Below are 16,739 nucleotides of genomic sequence, written 5' to 3'. Positions count from 1 at the left end.
TAATTCCGGCGCCGGCGGGTAGACAACGGATATGGAGTTCATTCTGTGGATACTCGCGGTGATTCTGGTCGTCTACGGGATCTTTCTGCTGTTCAGATCCAGAATCATGCTCGGCATCCTGTTCATCATCGTGGGCCTCCTGGTAGGCCCCGGCGGCGTTTCGGTCTTCACCTAGGCCGACTCGCGCACCACCAGCTCGGTGGGCAGAATGGTGGCGTGCTGGACGTCGCCGCCACCGAGCAGCTTCAGCATGTGCCGGGCCAGCGTGCGGCCGATCTCGGTGATCGGCTGCCGCACCGTCGTGAGCGGCGGTTCGGAGTAATCGGCCAGGGCGATGTCGTCGAAGCCGACCACGGCCACGTCCTCGGGCACGCGCTTGCCGGCCTCCCGCAGCGCCGAGAGCGCCCCGTGGGCCATCAGGTCCGAGGCGATGAACACCGCGTCGAGGTCCGGCTCGTCGGCCAGAAGCTGGCGCATCGCGTCCGTGCCCGACTCGGCGGTGAAGTCGCCGACCGCGACGATCGCCCGCCGGTCGGCGGCGGCCAGGGCCCGCCGGTAGCCCTCCAGGCGGGCGCGGCCGGCGACCATGTCCTGCGGGCCGGCGACGGTCGCGATCCTGGTCCGGCCGAGAGCCAGCAGGTGCTCGACCGCGGCCTGGACCCCGCCGACGTGGTCGACGTCTATGTACGGCACCGTCGAGTGCGGCAGCATGCCGTTGACCACCACCGGCACCCCGCGCCGGAGCATCAGCTCGGGCAGCGGATCGGCGTCGTGCAGCGAGGCGAACATGACCCCGTCGACGTGGCCGCCGACCGAGTACCGCTCCACCCGCGCCCGGCCCTCGGCCGAGCCGGTGGTCATGAGCACCAGGAGTTTCCCGGCCGCGTCGAGTTCGGTGGCCACGCCCCTGATGACGCTGGGGAAGAACTGGTCGTCGGAGAACACCCGCGTCGGCGACTCGGGCACGATCAGCGCCACCGATTCGGTCCGCTGGGTCACCAGCGAACGCGCCGCGGCGTGCGGCACGTAGCCCATCTCGGTGGCGGCGGCCTCGACCGCCGTGCGCAGGTGCTCGGCGACCGAGCTCTGCCCGTTCACCACCCGCGACACGGTCGCCCGCGACACGCCCGCCCGTTCGGCCACCTCTTCCAGCGTCGGTCGCCGCCTGCTCGGTTCCGTCAATCCCATTCGCTCAGCCTCAGCCCTTTACCGCACCTTGCATGATCCCGGCGATCATGTATTTGCCCAGCAGCGCGAACACCGCCAGTAGGGGAAGGGTAGCCAGCATCGTCGCGGTCAGCACGAGCGAGTAGTCGGTGACGTAGCCGCCGCTGAGCGAGGACAGCGCCACCTGGACGGTGTACTTCTCGGGGCTGGAGAGCACGATCAAGGGCCAGAAGTAGTCGTTCCAGGCGGTCAGGAAGGTCAGCACGCCCAGCACGACCGCGGCCGGGCGGGCGACGGGGAAGACCACCTGCCAGAAGATCCGGAACGTGCTGGCCCCGTCCATGCGGGCCGCCTCGATCAGGTCGCCGGGCATCGCCCCGCGCAGGTACTGGGTCATGAAGAACACACCGAAGGCGTTGACCAGGCCCGGGGCGACCACCGCCCACAGGGTGTCGGTCAAGTGGAGTTCGACCATGAGCATGTACAGCGGGATCACGCCCAGTTGCACCGGCACCATCATCGTCGCCACGACCGCCACCAGCAGGGCCTTGGAGGCGCGGAACTCGAGTTTGGCGAACGCGAACCCGGCCAGGGTCGAGAAGAACACGACCGAGGCGGTGACGCTGAGGCTCACGATCGCGGAGTTGAGCAGGGCGAAGTCGAACGGGACGGTGTCGAACACGCGCCCCACGTTCTCGACCAGGTTCGCACCGGGCAGCACCGGTGGCGGGACCTGCGCCAGCGCCGAGTTGTCCTTGGAGGCGACCACGAGGCTGTAGTACAGCGGGAACCCGGAGAAGAACATCACCGCGACCAGCGTCAGGTAGGCGAGCCTGCCGGGCCGGTTGCGCATCAGGCGGAGGTGGGCGCGCCGCTTGCGCGCGCTCGGTATCGACGTCACGAGGAGCTCCGGATCCGTTTGACGAGTAGATAGTTCAGCAGGGCGATCACCACGATGACGGCGAACATCGTCCAGGCCACCGCCGAGGCGTAGCCGAATTCGAAGCCGCGGTTGAACCCGTGCTCGTACAGGTACAGCGTCAGCGTCTGGAACTGCCGGGACGGTCCGCCGGTGACGCCGCTCGCCCCGGCGCCCCCGAACAGTTGGGGCTCGGCGAAGATCTGGAGGCCGTAGATGGTCGACACGATGACGGTGAAGACGATCGTGGGGCGGATCATCGGCACGGTCACTCTGAACAGTTGCGAGAGCCGCCCGGCGCCGTCCAGGCGGGCGGCCTCGTAGACTTCGCGCGGCACCGCCTGCATGGCCGCCAGGTAGATGAGGGTGTTGTAGCCGGTCCACTTCCACGCGACCATGACCGCGATGGCCACGTGCGAGGAGGCCCGTCCGGCCTGCCAGTCGATGCGCCCGGCGCCGAGCGCCTCCAGCACCCAGTTGATGAGCCCGAAGTCCCTGCCGAACAGTTGGCTGAAGATGACCGCGACCGCCACCACCGAGGCGACGTTCGGCAGGAGCATGCCCATGCGGAAGAACGTCTGCCCGCGGAGCCGGAAGGTCAGCAGGTGGGCCAGGCACAGCGCTGCCAGCAACTGCGGCACGGTCGCCAGCGCCAGGATCGACATGGTGTTGACCAGGGCGTTCCAGAAGTAGCCGTCGGTGAGCAGGTTGGCGTAGTTCTCGGCGCCGACGAAGACGTGCTCGTCCGACAGCAGGCTCCAGTCGTGGAGCGACACCCACGCGGTGAACGCCAGCGGGAACAGGCCGAAGGCCGCGAACAGGACGAAGAACGGGGCTATGTAGAGGTACGGGGAGGCGTGCAGGTCGAGCCGGTACCGAAGCCGGCCCGCCGTGGCGGGTTTCCGGGGGTTCGGGGCCCGGCCCTTGGTGGCGATGGCCATGGGGTCGCTTTCGAGCTCGGAGTATCGGGACGGGACGGTGCGAAGGGGCGGCTCCCCGGGTCGGGGTCGGTCGTCGGGGGAGCCGCCCCCGTCTCTGGGGCTAGAACGACTCGAGGTCGCTCAGGACCTGCTGCCAGGCCTCGTCGGGGGACTGGGCGCCCTCCTCGATGCGGCCGAGGCCCGCGCCGATGGTGGACAGGACGTCGCCCTGCAGCGGCCCCTGGTACTGGGGCTCGACCGACTCGGCCGAGTCGGTGAAGATCTCGCCGACCGGCGCCTCGTTGAAGTACTCCGCGGTCATGCCGGTGAACGCCTCGTCCTCGTACAGCTCGGGCGTGGACGGGAAGTTCCCGGTCTCCTCGAAGACCTTGAGCTGCTGCTCGGGCGCGGTGAGCCACTCGATGAACTCGTAGGCCTCCTCGGGGTGCTCGCCCTGGGCGGGCAGCACCAGGTGCGAACCGCCCATGTTTCCGGCCCCGCCCGGCACGGTGGCGATGTCCCACAGGCCGGCCGCGTCGGGCGCGTTGGTCTCGATGTAGGTGGTCATCCACGCCGGGCAGATGATGGTCGCGAAGGTGCCCTCGGTGAAGCTGGCGTTCCACTCGGGGGTCCAGGCCTCGAGCTGGTTGGACATGCCCGCCTCGACCGCCTCGACCGTCAGGTCCCAGGACTCCTTGACGGCCGGGTTGGAGTCCACGACGATGTTGTCGTCGCGGTCGTAGACGCCCTGCTCGGCCTGCTCGACCATGGCGCGGAACATGTTGCCCGAGGACTCGAAGAAGTACTCGCCGCCGGTGGCCTCGACGTAGTCGTGGCCGACCTCGACGTAGTCCTCCCACGACTCGGCCCACAGTGCCGAGACCTCGTCGCGCTCGGTCGGGAGCCCGGCGGCCTCGAACAGGTCGCGGCGGTAGCACATGGCCATGCCGCCGACGTCGGTGCCGAGGCCGATCTGGGCTCCGCCGTCGGTGGCGAGGCCCTGCTGCCATTTCCAGTCGAGCCACCGGTCCTCGAGGTCGCCGGCGCCGTAGTCGAGCAGATTGTGGAAGCGGTCGGGCTCGGCGGTGTACTGGCTGATGTAGCCGACCTCGACCGCCTCGATGTCGGCCGCGCCGCTGCCGGTGGCCAGGTGGGTGGTGAGGTTGGTGTGGTGATCGGCGAACTCGGCGATGCGCTCCTCGATCACGATGCCGGGGTTGGCCTCCATGTACTCCTCGTACAGCGGGCCGAAGCCGAAGTCGCCGAACAGGCCCACGGTCAGGTTCACGGTGTCGTCCTCGGACTCGGAGGAGCACGCGCCGCCGGCGGCTGCGAGCGCCGCGGCCGTGCCGACCGCGAGGGCCGTGCGGAAGGGGTTGCGTTTCAACATCGGGTTGCTTTCCTTTGCTGGTGATGAGGGATCCGGCTCCCGCAGCGTCCGGCTGCGGGAGCCGGGAGGGGCGCTACCGCCGCTCGGCGGCCGCCTTGGTGCTTCCTCCGCTGGTCAGCGTCGGCTGTGCACACGCTTCCTCCGCTGGTCAGCGTCGGAAGTTGAACCAGTTGACGTTGACGAAGTCGTCCGGTTGTCCACTGGTGAATGTGAGGTAGACGGTGTGGGTGCCGGTCACCGCGCTCACGTTGCCGGGGATGCTCTGCCAGCTCTGCCAGCCGCCGGTGTCGCCGACCGCGAAGCTGCCGATCGGTTCGGACGACCGGCTGTCGATGCGCACCTCGACCAGTCCGCTCACGCCCGCGCCGGCTCCCGAGGCCACCCTGGCCACGAAGTCCGCCGGGGCGCTGGAGCCGAAGTCGACCTCGTCGAAGCGGACCCAGTCGCCGTCGCCGATCCAGCCGAGGTTCTCCCCGCCTCCGGAATCGGAGGTGGCCTCGACGCCGACGCCGTTCTCGGCGTCGAACGATTCGGCTTCGATCCTGGAGTAGGCGTCGCGGCCGTCGCCCGGTTCGCTCGGCTCCGAAGTGGTCGGCTCGGTGGTGGTCGGCTCCGGTTCGGGGTCGCCGCCACCGCGGGTGTGGACCCGCACGTAGTCGACCAGCAGGCTGTGCCCGGGTTCGGTGCCGGCCACCGGGGTGGCCTGGCCGGCGACGCCGTCCGGGAACGCCCCGCCCATGGCGAGGTTCAGCAGGATGAAGTAGCCGGCATGGGAGGTCATGTCGGCCCAGGTGTCGGCCGGCAGGTCCGTCTCGCTGATCGAGTGGAACCGCTGGCCGTCGACGTACCATCGCAGCTCGCCGGTCGCCCCGGAGTCGTCCCATTCGAACGCGTAGGTGTGGAAGCCGTCCTGGCAGTCGCCGCCGCAGGTGGTGGTGTCGCCGATGCCCATGGTCTCGTTGCACGGACCGCCTTCGGAGACTCCGCAGTGGAGGACGGCGTGGACGTCGCCGAGGCCGTTGACGTTCTCCATGATGTCGAACTCGCCGACGCCGGGCCAGTTCCAGTAGTCGCCGCGGTAGGGCGAGCCGAGGGCCCAGAACGCCGGCCAGTAGCCGAGCGCGGCTTCGCCGGAGACCTGGGGGAGCCGCAGGCGGCCCTCGATGCGGAGCGAGCCGCCTTCGGGCGCGCGGAAGTCGCCGCGTTCGGTCTCGATGCGCGCCGAGGTCCAGTCGCCGGCCCCGTCGCGGAGCGCGGTGATCTCGAGGTTCCCGTTGCCGTCCATGGAGATGTTGGCCGGATCGTCGGTGTGGTAAGCGATCTCGCCGGTGCCCCAGTTGGCGGGGCCGCCGGGGTAGCCGTGGCCGATGTCGAATCGCCACTTGTTCCCGTCGGGCATCTGGCCGGCGCCGCCGTTGAACTCGGCACTCCAGATCTGCTCCCATTCCTGGGAGGCCTCGAGGTCCTGGGCGCCCGCGGTGTTGATGCTGAGCGCCGCGGCCGCGAACACCGCGGCCGCGGCCGAGAGGGCGGCGACGGCGCGGACCGGGATGCGCCGCCACCGGGGTCTGGTTCTGTCCGGGGTCATGATGGGCTCCTTTGCCGGAGAGTAGAGAGATCGCTCTCCCAGGTAGGTCAAGGGCTCGGATGTCTTGTAGAGAGCGCTCTCTCATCGAACTACAAGAAGTGTTCTACCCAAAGGATCAATGCGTGTCAATCGGCCGTGACCGAACCGTTATCCGCCGTCGCTTCCGGCGAGCGCATTCCAGAACCGGTTCACCCCACGTTGCGGGGCAGTGGGATCAGCGCGGGAAAAATTCGGGCGCCGACCGCTCCGGCGGCCGATCGGCGCGGCTCAGAGGCCGGGGCCGTCGGCCCCGGGGCGGTGCCGGTGCCGTTCCCGGGTGTGCTCGCGGAGCTCGTTGAGGCGCTCCCGCCGCTCGGCGCTGAGCCGGTCGAGCCGGTGCTGGCGGTCGCGGAGCTCCTGGGGCGACTCGGTGCCGCGCAGCATCCGCTTCTCCAGCCGCTCGATGTGCTCGGCGTGGGCGGCGGCGTTGATCGCCCGCACGTCCTGGTAGGTGTCCCGCAGCGACTCCATGCGCCCCAGCGCGTCGTGACACTGGGCCAGCAGGATCTCGATGTCGGCGTTCTCGGAGGTCGTGGCGTCGGTGCGGCGGGCCTCCAGCCACGCGATCCCCTCCCGGAGCTTCTCCCTGGCCCTGAGGTTGTGCATGGCCAGGTCCTCGACGATCTGGTCGGTGAGCTCCAGAAAGTTCAGATGCGGATCGGGGCGGTCGTCGGTGCCCATCTGGGGCTGTCCTTCCGTGCGGAGCGGATGCCTACCTCCTCTACCATACGGCTGAGCGTCCGCAGCGCGTTCACGCGCGTCCGATCCCTCCCGAGAACCGAGGCCCCGTGGAAGAAATACTCGACACCGTCATCGACCACCTGACCCGGATCCAGCAGGCCCCTCCGGCTGGCGTCATGCTGGCCTGCCTGGCGGCCGCCGCCGCGATGGTGCTCTACACGCCCCTGTGGCGGTGGAGCAGGGCGCTGGTCACCATCGCCCACGAAGGCGGGCACGCCCTGATGGCGGTGCTGATGCGCCGCCGACTGACCGGCATCCGGCTCCACGCCGACACCTCCGGGCTGACGTTCTCGCGCGGCAAGCCGACCGGTTTCGGCGCGGCGATGACCCTCCTGGCCGGATACATCGCTCCGGCGGCGCTCGGTCTGGGCGCGGCGGCGCTGACCGGTGCGGGCCGCATCGTGGCGCTGCTGTGGATCACGCTGGTGGCCTTGGCGATCATGCTGGTCTTCATCCGCAACTGGTACGGGGCGCTGGCCCTGCTGGCCGTCGGCGCCGGCGTGTTCCTGGCGACCTGGTACGGGACGGCGATCGTCCAGACCGTCGCGGCCTACCTGGGCGCCTGGCTGCTGCTGTTCGGTTCGGTCAAGCCGGTGCTGGAGCTCGCCGGGCGGCGCCGCCGCCGCGGCGGCTCGGGCGCGTCCGACGCCGACCAGCTCGCGGGCATCACCCCGCTGCCGGCCGGGGCGTGGGTGTTCCTGTTCTCGCTGGCGACGATCGCCGCGGCCGCCTACGGCACCTGGCTGCTCCTGCCGTTCGAGGACTGGGACCTTTTCAGCGCTCTCGCCGCTTCGTCCTAGCGGTGGGCTCGGCGCAGAACGGGTCGTCCGGCCAGGGGTGCTTGGGGTAGCGCCCCCGCATCTGCTTGCGCACCTGCCGGTAGGGGCCCTCCCAGAACGAGGACAGGTCGGCGGTCACCGCCAGGGGCCGACCGGCCGGACTGAGCAGGTGGAGCGTCACCGGGCCTCCGGCGACCTCGGGCGCCTCGACCTCCCCGAACATCTCCTGGAGCTTGACCGCCAGCACCGGGCTCTCTCCGGAGTAGTCCACGCGCACCCGGCGCCCGCTCGGGACCGGCAGCGTCTCGGGTGCGGCCTCGTCGAGGCTCGCCTGCCACGGCAGGAGGCTCCGCAGCGCCCGCGCGACCGGGACGGCCTCGAGGTCGGCGCGTCGGCGCGCGCGTGACCACCACGGCTCCAGCCAGTCGGTGCCGCCCAGCAGCGCCGCCTCGCCCACGTCCGGCCACGGATCGCCGATCCGCCGGTGGCAGAACGCCATCCGCTCGCGCAGCCGCCGCGCCTCGGCCGACCACCGCAGCAGCCCCGTGCCTTCGGCCCGCAGCCCGTCGGCGAGCGCCGCTTCGACCAGCGACGGGTCGGGCGCGCGCAGCGGCTTCGAGGCGACCTCGATCGCGCCGAGCTTCCTGACCTCGCGCGCGGCCACGTCGCGCCGCTCGGGGTCCCATTCGACGAGCTCGACGACCTCGTCGCCGACCAGCTCGCACGCCAGTTCGCCGTCGATCGGCACCGCCGCCCGGACGATCGCGGCGGCACTGCCGGGGGAGCGGTCGGCGTCGGCGATCGCCAGCCACCGGCTGCCGGCCAGCGACGAGCCCTCGGCGGTGACCGCTCCGGTCCCGGCGGCGGTGAGCCACTGGCCGCCGCTGCGCCCTGCGACCCGCTCGGGGAAGGCCAGCGCCACCACGACGGCGGCCGCCTCGTCGTCGCCGGCCTGCCGGTCGACCTCGGGTGCTGCGGCGGTGAGCCGTCCGACCTCGGCGCGCCACCGCCGGTCGGGTCCTGAGCGCAAGCGCCGCCATTCGGCGAGCAGGTCGTCGCCCCGGCCGCGCCGGTCGAGCCCGAGCAGCGCCGTGACCTCGGCGGCCGGGGCGGTGCCGACCCGCTCGGCGCCGTCGAGCAGCGCCCGCGCCAGCCGCGGATGCAGTCCCACCTTCGACAGGGCCCGGCCGCGGTCGGTGGCCGCGCCGCCGGAGTCGATCGCCCCCAGCGACCGCAGCGTGTCCCGGGCCGCCGCCATGGCACCGGCGGCGGGCTGGGCGGGGAGCGCCAGGTCGGCGACCGGGGTGCCCCAGCACGCGGCCTGCAGCGCGAAGCCGGTGAGGTCGGAGCATTCGACGTCCGGTGTCGGCTGCGCGGGGCGGCGTCCGTGTTCGGCCTCGCTCCAGCACCGCCACACCGCTCCGGGCGCTTCGCGTCCGGCCCGGCCGGCGCGCTGGTCGCAGGAGGCCCGCGAGGCCGCGACGGTGGTCAGTCCGGGCAGTCCGCGCGCGTGGTCGATGGTCGGCCGCCGGGCGAGGCCGGCGTCGACCACGATCCGCACCCCGGGCACGGTCAGGCTCGACTCGGCGATGTCGGTGGACAGCACGATCCGGCGCCGCCGACCGGGCCGCATCGCAGCGTCCTGCGCGGTCGGCGGCACCGAACCATGCAACTGATGTATATCGACATCGAGGTAATCGAGCTGTTCGGCCACCCGGCGGATCTCCCCGGCTCCGGGCAGGAAGCACAGCAGGTCGCCCTCGTCGGCCGCCAGCGCCCGATCGATCACGTGCGCGACGTGAGCGAGGAGCCTGGGGTCGACCCGCAGCCCGTCGGGCGGGGCGATCCGCTCGCGGGGCGGGGACCAGTGCATCGCCACCGGGTGGCGCATGGGTTCGGAGGCGACCACCGGCGCGTCGTCGAGCAGCCGCGACCACAGGTCCACGTCGGCGGTGGCCGAGGCCGCCACGAGCGCCAGATCGGGCCGCAGGACCTGCCGCGCCTCGATCAGGAAGGCGCACGCGGTGTCGGTCTCGAGGTGCCGCTCGTGGCACTCGTCGAGCACGACCGCGTCGACGCCGGGCAGTTCCGGGTCGGACAGGAGCCGGTTCAGCAGGACACCCGTGGTCACCACTTCGACGCGGGTCGCCGCCGAGCGGCGGGACTCCCCGCGGATCCGGTAGCCGACCCGGTCGCCGACCCGTTCGCCCAGGAGGTCGGCCATGCGCCGTGCGGCGGCGCGGGTCGCGAGCCGTCGGGGCTCGGCGACCAGGATCCGCCGCCGCGGCGAGGCGTCGTCGAGCAGCCCGGCGAGCGCCGGCGGTGCCAGGGTGGTCTTCCCGGTGCCGGGAGGCGCGGCCAGCACGGCCGTCCCGGTCCGGTCGACCGCGCGGAGCAGTCGCGGGAGGGATTCGCGGATCGGCAGTTCGGGAAGCTCGGGCATGGGCACCATTCTCGCCCCTCGCCCTGATTCGGGCGTGTTCGGATGACAGCGCATCCGAGTGCTTATAGCGTCGAAGGCATGGAACAGCAATCGAAACTGCGCAATGTCCGCACCGGCGCGGTTGCGGCGCTCGTGGGCGCCTTCGCGTTCACCGCCTGCGGCGACGGAGGCGACGGCGAAAGCGGCGAGGAGACCGACCCCGGCCCCGGCTACGGGGTGGAGACCGAGGAAGAGGAGTCGCCCCCGGCCGAGGACGACGCCGACGACGGCAACGGTGACGACGGCGGCGAATGGGATGCCGAATCGGACCGGATCGGGCTGGCCGAGACCAGTCTGGGCAGCGTGATCGTCGACGACGACGAGCGGACCCTGTACCTGTTCACGGCCGACGAGGGCGGCGAATCGACCTGCTACGACCAGTGCGCGGAGAACTGGCCGCCGCTCCTGGTCGAGGAGGGCGACGACGACGCCCCGGTCGTCGACGTCGGCGAAGGGCTGGACGCCTCGCTGGTCGGCTCGGTCGAGCGCGACGACGGCAGCGAGCAGGTGACCTACAACGGCCACCCGCTCTACTACTGGATCAACGACGCCGCTCCCGGCGACGTCGACGGCCAGGGCGTCAACGACGTCTGGTACGTGCTGGACGCCGAAGGCGAAGCCGTGACCACCAGCGGCTGAGGCGCCGGGTCAGGTCAGGCAGTCCGGATGGTTGGCCGCGTACTCGAGGGTGATCGGGGTGTCGTAGCCGACCTCGCTGCCGGGCTCGGGATTCTGGGCGGTGACTTCGCACTGGCCCAGCTCGGCATCATCGCTGGTGGCCTCAGTGGTCACGTTCGTGAAGCCTTCATCGGTGAGTGTGGCCTCGGCTTCGGTCACGTCCTGGCCGATGTAGTCGTCCAGGGTCACGATGCCGGGATCCACGGGCTGCGAGGTCGTCTCCCCGCCCTCGTCCTCGGTCGGCTCCTCGTCGGCCTCGTCGTCCGTGGAGTCGTCCTCCGGTTCGTCCTCGGTCTCCTCGTCGTCGGGCTCCTCGGTGGCCTCCTCGGACGTGGCTTCCTCGGCGGGCCCGGTGGTCGAGTCGGCCTGCGCGGGATCGTCCGGCCCGCCGTCGTTCCAGGGGCTCCAGATGATGAACGCCACCACCAGGACGAGCACGCCCAGGACGGTCAGGGTGATCGGCACGGCCGGGCTGCGCTTGGCCTCCTCGGGCTCGCGCGGGGCGGGCCAGTCGTTCTGCGGCGGCTCGTCCCGGCCGATCCCGGGGGCCCCGGCCGGGACCGCGCCCTGCGCCATGACCCGGGTGGATTCGGTCGGCGGCGAGGCGGCCTGCCCGGGCCGGCCGTCGCGGCAGGCGGCGGCGAGCTCGGACGCCGAGGCGAATCGCAGGCGCGGGTCCTTGGACAGCAGCCGCATCACGATCTGCGACACGCCCGGCGGGACGTCCTGCGGCAGCGGCGGGGGCTGCCCGGTCAGGTGCGCGGTGATGACGGCGGTCGGTTCGGTGCCGGGGAACGGCAGTGCGCCGGCCAGGCATTCGTAGGCGACCACCCCCAGCGAATAGAGGTCGGTCGCGCCGGTCAGCTGGGCGCCCTGGAGCTGCTCGGGCGCGGCGTAGGAGACGGTGCCCATCACGGTGCCGGTCTCGGTGAGCCCGGCCTGGCCGCGGGCCGAGGCGATGCCGAAGTCGACGATCTTCGCGGTGCCGTCGTCGGCGATCAGGAGGTTCCCGGGTTTGATGTCGCGGTGGATGATCCCGGCCCGGTGCGCGACGTCGAGCGCCTCGGCGGCGGTCCCGACGATCTTCATGACCTCGGTCGGGGCGAGGCGGCCGCGCTGCCGGATGAGCTTGTCGAGCGAGGTGCCTCTGACCAGCTCCATGATCAGGTAGGAGATGACGCCCTCGGGTCCGGCCTCCTCGCCGTAGTCGTAGAGCGCGACGATGCCGGGTGACTGGAGGGCGGCGACGGCCTGGGCCTCCTGGTGGAAGCGGGCGCGGAACCGGTCGTTGCCGGCCAGCCCGGAGTGGAGCACCTTGACGGCGACCACGCGGTTGAGACGGGTATCGGTGCCGCGCCACACCTCGCCCATGCCTCCGGCGGCGAGGCGGTCGTCGAGTCGGTAGCGGCCGGCGATCAGTGTCCCGAGTTGCACCTCGGCCCTCTCTTCGCTTCGGGGGAAGGGTTGGGGTCCGAGCTTAGTCGGGCGCTGCCGGGGCCGTTCCCTCCGGTTCCAGGGTCAGGCTGACGGAGTTGATGCAGAACCGGGCGTCCTCGGGCAGATCCCAGCCCTCGCCGTAGAAGACGTGGCCCAGGTGCGAGCCGCAGGCGGCGCAGCGCACCTCGGTGCGCTCCATGCCGAGGCTGCGGTCCTCCAGCAGTTCGACCCGGTCCCCGGCCAGCGGCGTCCAGAACGACGGCCAGCCGCAGCGGGAGTCGAACTTGGTGTCCGAGGAGAACAGCTCGGCCTCGCAGGCCCGGCACCGGTAGACGCCCCGGCGCTTCTCGTCCACGTACTCGCCGCTCCACGGCGCCTCGGTGCCGCCTCGGCGCAGCACCCGGTACTCCTCGGCGTTCAGCTTCTCGTGCCACTGCTGCTCACTCATGGGTTCGAGTCTATGCCGAGGTCGGCGGTGACGCCCTTGCCGAACGCTTGCGGATCTATGATGAGCCGATGCGTTATCTGCTGGGGGACTACACGACCGAAGGCGGACCCGGACTGGTCGTGGCCGGTCCCGACGGGCTGGCCCCGCCGGGGAAGACCGCGAACCCGTCGTGGGTGGCGACCGGCGGGCCGGAGGGCGCGGTCTACACCGTCACCGAATCCGCGACCGGCTCCGCCGCCGCCTGGCGGATCGGGGAGTCCTTCGAGCCCGAGGAGGTCGGCGCGGGCCGGCCGACCGGGGGCGCCAACCCGTGCCACGCGGCGGTCCACCCGTCCGGCAAGTGGCTGCTGGTGGCCAACTACGGCGACGATTCGGGAGGCGGCTCGGTGGCGGTGCTGCCGATCGCCGCCGACGGCTCGCTCGGCGATCCCGCCGACGTGTTCGAACTGGTCGGTTCCGGGCCCGACCTGGAGCGCCAGGCCGGGCCCCACGCCCACCAGGTGGTCTGCCACGCCGGGCGGGTGCTGGCGGTCGACCTGGGCGGCGATCGCGTCCACGCCTTCGACCTGGGGCCGACCGGCGAACTGGAACCGGTGGGCTTCACCGCGTTGGATCCGGGCTTCGGCCCCCGGCACCTGGCGTTCGCCGGCGAGGTGGCGGTCATCGTCGGGGAGCTGGCCAACGCCGTGGTCACCGGGTCGTTCGACGCTCGTTCGGGGCGGTTCGTGCTCGGACCGGCCCTTCCGCTGCCGGGCACCGACCCGGCCGACCTGGCCGCGCTGCCCGACATCGGCCTGCCGGAGGACGTCCCGACCCCGCTTCCGGCCGCGATCGTGGCCGACCCCGGCCGCGGCCTGGTGTACGTCACCGTGCGCGGCACCGACCAGGCGGCGGTGATCGACCCGGCCCGCCCGGCCCTGATCCGCTCGGTCCCGGTCGGCGGCTCCTGGCCCCGCGACGCCTGCCTCGCGACCGACGGCTCGCTGCTGGTCGCCTGCCAGTTCAGCGGCGCGGTCACCCGGGTCGACCCGAGCGGCGACGAAGCCCCAAGGGTCGCATGGGAATGCGCCGGCGTCAGCCGTGTGACACCTCTCACCTAGGAAACTTGCGCTTCGCGCAAAATTTCTCTGTACGAAGCTTGTTAACGGCGGCAACCCTGATTAGGGTTGCGATCATGACCGACCAGACCGGGCTGCGCGAACGCAAGAAGGCCGCCACCAAGGCGGCCCTCGGCGAGGCCGCCTTCCGGCTGGCGGTCGCCGAAGGCGCGATCGACGCCGTCAGCGCCGACGACATCGCCGCCGAGGCCGGCGTGTCCACCCGCACCTTCCACAACTACTTCCACAGCAAGGAAGAGGCCTTCCTCCACGACTTCAACGAGCTGACCAGAGCGCTCCTCGACGATCTCCGGGAGCGCTCCAAGGTCCAGCCGATCTGGGAGGCCCTGCGCGACTCCTGCGTCGGACTCCGCCTCAACGAGCGCTACGACCTCCACGTCCTCCAATGCAAGGACGAGCTCGTCCGCAACTCGCCGACCCTGATCACCCACCAGGCCGGCCAGTTCATGGAACTGTTCACCGACGCGGTCGGCATCGTCGCCGAAGCGACCGGCACCCGCGGCGACGACCTCTACCCGCGGCTCGTGCTCGGCAGCGCCCTGATCGCCATGAAGGCCGCCAACGAGCACTGGCTCGCCCACCCCGACCAAGCCCCCCTCGAAGACGTCATCACGAGGTCGTTCGCGCAATTCGAGGCCGGGATCACCAGACCCATAACCGCATAGCGACAAAACCAGGAAACCCGACGCCGAAGACGTCGGCCGATCACCACCCGGCCACCCGGCCCGCGGCACCCGAAAACCAGGCGGGACGGGTGGCACACCACGAACGGAGCACCCACTGTGGCTACCTTCCTCTACCGGCTCGGCAGAGGCTCCTACCGGCTGCGCTGGCTCGTCCTCGCGCTGTGGATCCTCGTCGTCGGCGGCGTCGGCGCCGCCGCCTCCGCGCTCCAGCAGGAGACCAACCCCGAATTCGAACTGCCCGGGACCGAATCCCAGGAGGCGTTCGACCTGCTCGAAGACCGCTTCCCCGAAATGAGCGCCGACGGCGCCAGCGCTCAGATCGTGTTCGCCGCCGACGAGGGCGACACGCTCACCAGCGCCGAGAACACCGCGGTCATCGAAGCGATCACCGCCGAGATGACGGCCTCGCCGGAGGTCGTCGAAGGCGGCGTCATCAGCCCCTTCGCCACCGACCCCGAGGGCAACCCCATCGGCCTGCTCTCCGAGGACGGGACCATCGGCGTCCTGCAGGTCGACTACACCGAGCCGACCATGGAACTCGAAGACCGGACCGTCGAACACCTCGAGGAAGCGGTCGCCGACGCCCGCGACTCCGGCCTGACCGTCGAGGTCGGCGGCGACGTCCTCCAAGACTTCCCGGTCGAGGGCCTCACCGAACTGATCGGCATCGCCGTGGCCCTGCTGGTCCTCATCGTCACCTTCGGCGCGCTGCTGGCGGCCGGACTGCCGATCGTCACCGCGGTCCTGGGCGTCTCGCTCACCACCGCCGGCATCATGGCGGCCACCTCGTTCATGAACGTCTCCGAGGACACCGGCACCCTCGCCACCATGATCGGCCTCGCCGTCGGCATCGACTACGCCCTGTTCATCCTGTCGCGCTACCGCAACGAACTCGCCTCCGACGGCCGCGTCGAGGACAGGCCCGCCCGGATCGACGCGATGGGCCGCGCGGTCGGCACCGCCGGCTCGGCGGTCTTCTTCGCCGGCCTGACCGTCATCGTCGCGCTGATGGGCCTGTCGGTGGTGAACATCCCGTTCCTCACCGAGATGGCCGTGGCCGCCGCGATCGCCGTGTTCATCGCCGTGACCATCGCGGTGACCCTGCTGCCGGCGCTGGCCGGCTTCACCGGCAAGCGGATCTTCACCCGACGGCAGCGGCGCCGCATCGCAGCGGGCGAGCACGAGGACAAGCCCGCCGGCGGCCGCCGCTGGGGCCGCTTCGTCGGCCGCCACCCGATCCTGGTGGGCCTGGTCGGCGTGATCGGGCTGGGCGTGGTGGCGTTCCCCTCCTCCGACCTGGAACTCGGCATGCCCGACGCCGGATCGTTCTCCGAGGACAACACCTCCCGCCGCGCCTACGACCTGGTCAGCGAGGGCTTCGGCCCCGGCTTCAACGGCAGGCTGCTCATCGTCGGCGACCTCCGTGCCGGGACCGACCCGATGGCCGCGGCCCAGAACGTCACCGAGGACCTGAACGGCGTCGACGGCATCGCCGTGGTCGGTCAGGCGTTCCCGAACGAGGCCGGCGACACGGTGATGGTCTCGGTGATCCCCGAGACGGCCCCGGCCGACGAGGACACCAACGACCTGGTGCACGACATCCGCGGCGTCCTGGGCGACAGCGGCGACGCCGACTGGGCCGTGACCGGTCAGACCGCGGTCAACATCGACATCTCCGACAGCCTGAACGACGCGCTGGCACCGTACATGCTCGTCGTGGTGGGCCTGGCGACGCTGATCCTGCTGCTGGTGTTCCGCTCGATCCTGGTGCCGATCACCGCCACCCTCGGGTTCGTGCTCAGCGTGATGGCCGCGCTCGGCGCGCTCGTGGCCGTCTTCCAGTGGGGCTGGCTCGCCGACGTGTTCAGCGTCGAACAGCCCGGACCGATCATGTCGATGATGCCGATCATCATGATCGGCCTGGTCTTCGGTCTGGCCATGGACTACCAGATCTTCCTGTTCACCCGCGTCAGGGAAGCCTACGTCCACGGCGACTCGCCGAAGCGGGCGATCGAGGACGGCTACGCCCACTCCGCGCGGGTGGTGGTCGCGGCCGCGCTCATCATGATCAGCGTGTTCGCCGCGTTCGTCTTCAGCGGCGAGCAGTTCATCGCCGCCATGGGCTTCGGCCTGGCCGCGGCGGTCGCGTTCGACGCGTTCGTGGTCCGCATGGCGATCATCCCGGCGGTCATGGCCCTGCTGGGCCGCGGCGGCTGGTGGATTCCGCGGTGGCTCGACCGAGTCGTGCCGAACGTGGACGTCGAAGGCGAACGGCTCCGGCGGCATCTGGCCGAGGACGAGGCCCCGACCGACGACCACGATCTCGTCGGCGCCTCCTCCAAGTAGC

15 protein-coding genes are annotated in these 16,739 nt (G+C 71.2%); 6 read left to right on the top strand and 9 right to left on the bottom strand.

From position 1 onward, the window contains the following. Positions 1-31 precede the first annotated feature (31 nt). On the top strand, positions 32-175 hold the full coding sequence (locus CUT39_RS20650; RefSeq protein ID WP_198586825.1) for a GPGG-motif small membrane protein: 144 nt from the start codon (positions 32-34) through the stop codon (positions 173-175). On the opposite strand, the gene CUT39_RS02855 is transcribed toward CUT39_RS20650, so the two are convergent. The 6 genes from CUT39_RS02855 to CUT39_RS02830 form a co-directional block, all read right to left on the bottom strand. Beyond that, positions 172-1,188: a LacI family DNA-binding transcriptional regulator gene (locus tag CUT39_RS02855; RefSeq protein ID WP_100444463.1), complete on the bottom strand. Its 1,017-nt coding sequence runs from the start codon at positions 1,186-1,188 to the stop codon at positions 172-174. The genes CUT39_RS20650 and CUT39_RS02855 overlap by 4 nt on opposite strands. A 10-nt stretch (positions 1,189-1,198) precedes the next feature. Beyond that, positions 1,199-2,020 carry a carbohydrate ABC transporter permease gene (locus CUT39_RS02850; protein WP_100444477.1) on the bottom strand — a complete coding sequence of 274 codons (822 nt, stop codon included), beginning with the start codon at positions 2,018-2,020 and terminating at the stop codon, positions 1,199-1,201. A 44-nt stretch (positions 2,021-2,064) separates the two neighbouring features. Continuing rightward, positions 2,065-3,027 carry a carbohydrate ABC transporter permease gene (locus CUT39_RS02845; protein ID WP_100444462.1) on the bottom strand — a complete coding sequence of 321 codons (963 nt, stop codon included), beginning with the start codon at positions 3,025-3,027 and terminating at the stop codon, positions 2,065-2,067. Between the two features lie 100 nt (positions 3,028-3,127). Further along, positions 3,128-4,396, bottom strand: a complete 1,269-nt coding sequence (locus CUT39_RS02840) for an ABC transporter substrate-binding protein (protein ID WP_100444461.1) — start codon at positions 4,394-4,396, stop codon at positions 3,128-3,130. 148 nt (positions 4,397-4,544) lie between these two features. Next, positions 4,545-5,984, bottom strand: coding sequence for a carbohydrate-binding protein (locus tag CUT39_RS02835; RefSeq protein ID WP_100444460.1), 1,440 nt, complete (start codon positions 5,982-5,984; stop codon positions 4,545-4,547). A 267-nt stretch (positions 5,985-6,251) separates the two neighbouring features. Beyond that, entirely contained in the window at positions 6,252-6,704 is a 453-nt protein-coding gene (locus tag CUT39_RS02830; protein ID WP_100444459.1) for a hypothetical protein, read from the bottom strand. Between the two features lie 107 nt (positions 6,705-6,811). On the opposite strand from CUT39_RS02830, the gene CUT39_RS02825 reads away from it, so the two are divergent. Continuing rightward, complete coding sequence (locus CUT39_RS02825; RefSeq protein ID WP_198586823.1) at positions 6,812-7,564, top strand: M50 family metallopeptidase; 753 nt, start codon at positions 6,812-6,814, stop codon at positions 7,562-7,564. Here the strand turns inward: CUT39_RS02825 and hrpB are convergent. Next, on the bottom strand, positions 7,539-9,995 hold the full coding sequence (gene hrpB / locus CUT39_RS02820; RefSeq protein ID WP_100444457.1) for an ATP-dependent helicase HrpB: 2,457 nt from the start codon (positions 9,993-9,995) through the stop codon (positions 7,539-7,541). The genes CUT39_RS02825 and hrpB overlap by 26 nt on opposite strands. 69 nt (positions 9,996-10,064) lie before the next feature. Between hrpB and CUT39_RS02815 the strand changes: the two genes are divergently transcribed. Continuing rightward, on the top strand, positions 10,065-10,664 hold the full coding sequence (locus CUT39_RS02815; protein WP_157930442.1) for a COG4315 family predicted lipoprotein: 600 nt from the start codon (positions 10,065-10,067) through the stop codon (positions 10,662-10,664). A 9-nt stretch (positions 10,665-10,673) separates the two neighbouring features. Here CUT39_RS02815 and CUT39_RS02810 read toward each other — a convergent pair whose 3' ends face one another. Together CUT39_RS02810 and msrB are read right to left on the bottom strand one after the other, a co-directional pair. Then, positions 10,674-12,137 carry a serine/threonine protein kinase gene (locus tag CUT39_RS02810; RefSeq protein ID WP_100444455.1) on the bottom strand — a complete coding sequence of 488 codons (1,464 nt, stop codon included), beginning with the start codon at positions 12,135-12,137 and terminating at the stop codon, positions 10,674-10,676. 43 nt (positions 12,138-12,180) lie between these two features. After that, on the bottom strand, positions 12,181-12,588 hold the full coding sequence (gene msrB / locus CUT39_RS02805; RefSeq protein ID WP_100444454.1) for a peptide-methionine (R)-S-oxide reductase MsrB: 408 nt from the start codon (positions 12,586-12,588) through the stop codon (positions 12,181-12,183). A gap of 68 nt (positions 12,589-12,656) precedes the next feature. On the opposite strand from msrB, the gene CUT39_RS02800 reads away from it, so the two are divergent. The 3 genes from CUT39_RS02800 (at position 12,657) to CUT39_RS02790 (ending at position 16,738) form a co-directional block, all read left to right on the top strand. Beyond that, positions 12,657-13,688 carry a lactonase family protein gene (locus CUT39_RS02800; protein ID WP_100444453.1) on the top strand — a complete coding sequence of 344 codons (1,032 nt, stop codon included), beginning with the start codon at positions 12,657-12,659 and terminating at the stop codon, positions 13,686-13,688. Between the two features lie 74 nt (positions 13,689-13,762). After that, on the top strand, positions 13,763-14,371 hold the full coding sequence (locus CUT39_RS02795; protein WP_198586822.1) for a TetR/AcrR family transcriptional regulator: 609 nt from the start codon (positions 13,763-13,765) through the stop codon (positions 14,369-14,371). Positions 14,372-14,488: 117 nt separating this feature from the next. Continuing rightward, the gene (locus tag CUT39_RS02790) at positions 14,489-16,738 is read left to right on the top strand and encodes an MMPL family transporter (protein ID WP_100444450.1); all 2,250 of its coding nucleotides are present in this window, start codon (positions 14,489-14,491) and stop codon (positions 16,736-16,738) included. Position 16,739 lies beyond the last annotated feature (1 nt).

The sequence above is a fragment of the Glycomyces xiaoerkulensis genome, assembly GCF_002798405.1.
Classification (GTDB): Bacteria; Actinomycetota; Actinomycetes; order Mycobacteriales; family Micromonosporaceae; genus Glycomyces; species Glycomyces xiaoerkulensis.
The sequence above is the reverse complement of the archived record's forward strand: the minus strand, read 5'-3'. Positions and strand labels throughout refer to the sequence as shown.

What these genes read in the sequence shown, in the direction of transcription:
- CUT39_RS20650 (WP_198586825.1), top strand. Translation starts at nt 32, where the DNA reads ATGGAGTTCATTCTGTGGATACTCGCGGTGATTCTGGTCGTCTACGGG.
- CUT39_RS02855 (WP_100444463.1), bottom strand. Translation starts at nt 1,188, where the DNA reads ATGGGATTGACGGAACCGAGCAGGCGGCGACCGACGCTGGAAGAGGTG.
- CUT39_RS02850 (WP_100444477.1), bottom strand. Translation starts at nt 2,020, where the DNA reads ATGCGCAACCGGCCCGGCAGGCTCGCCTACCTGACGCTGGTCGCGGTG.
- CUT39_RS02845 (WP_100444462.1), bottom strand. Translation starts at nt 3,027, where the DNA reads ATGGCCATCGCCACCAAGGGCCGGGCCCCGAACCCCCGGAAACCCGCC.
- CUT39_RS02840 (WP_100444461.1), bottom strand. Translation starts at nt 4,396, where the DNA reads ATGTTGAAACGCAACCCCTTCCGCACGGCCCTCGCGGTCGGCACGGCC.
- CUT39_RS02835 (WP_100444460.1), bottom strand. Translation starts at nt 5,984, where the DNA reads ATGACCCCGGACAGAACCAGACCCCGGTGGCGGCGCATCCCGGTCCGC.
- CUT39_RS02830 (WP_100444459.1), bottom strand. Translation starts at nt 6,704, where the DNA reads ATGGGCACCGACGACCGCCCCGATCCGCATCTGAACTTTCTGGAGCTC.
- hrpB (WP_100444457.1), bottom strand. Translation starts at nt 9,995, where the DNA reads ATGGTGCCCATGCCCGAGCTTCCCGAACTGCCGATCCGCGAATCCCTC.
- CUT39_RS02815 (WP_157930442.1), top strand. Translation starts at nt 10,065, where the DNA reads ATGGAACAGCAATCGAAACTGCGCAATGTCCGCACCGGCGCGGTTGCG.
- msrB (WP_100444454.1), bottom strand. Translation starts at nt 12,588, where the DNA reads ATGAGTGAGCAGCAGTGGCACGAGAAGCTGAACGCCGAGGAGTACCGG.
- CUT39_RS02800 (WP_100444453.1), top strand. Translation starts at nt 12,657, where the DNA reads ATGCGTTATCTGCTGGGGGACTACACGACCGAAGGCGGACCCGGACTG.
- CUT39_RS02795 (WP_198586822.1), top strand. Translation starts at nt 13,763, where the DNA reads ATGACCGACCAGACCGGGCTGCGCGAACGCAAGAAGGCCGCCACCAAG.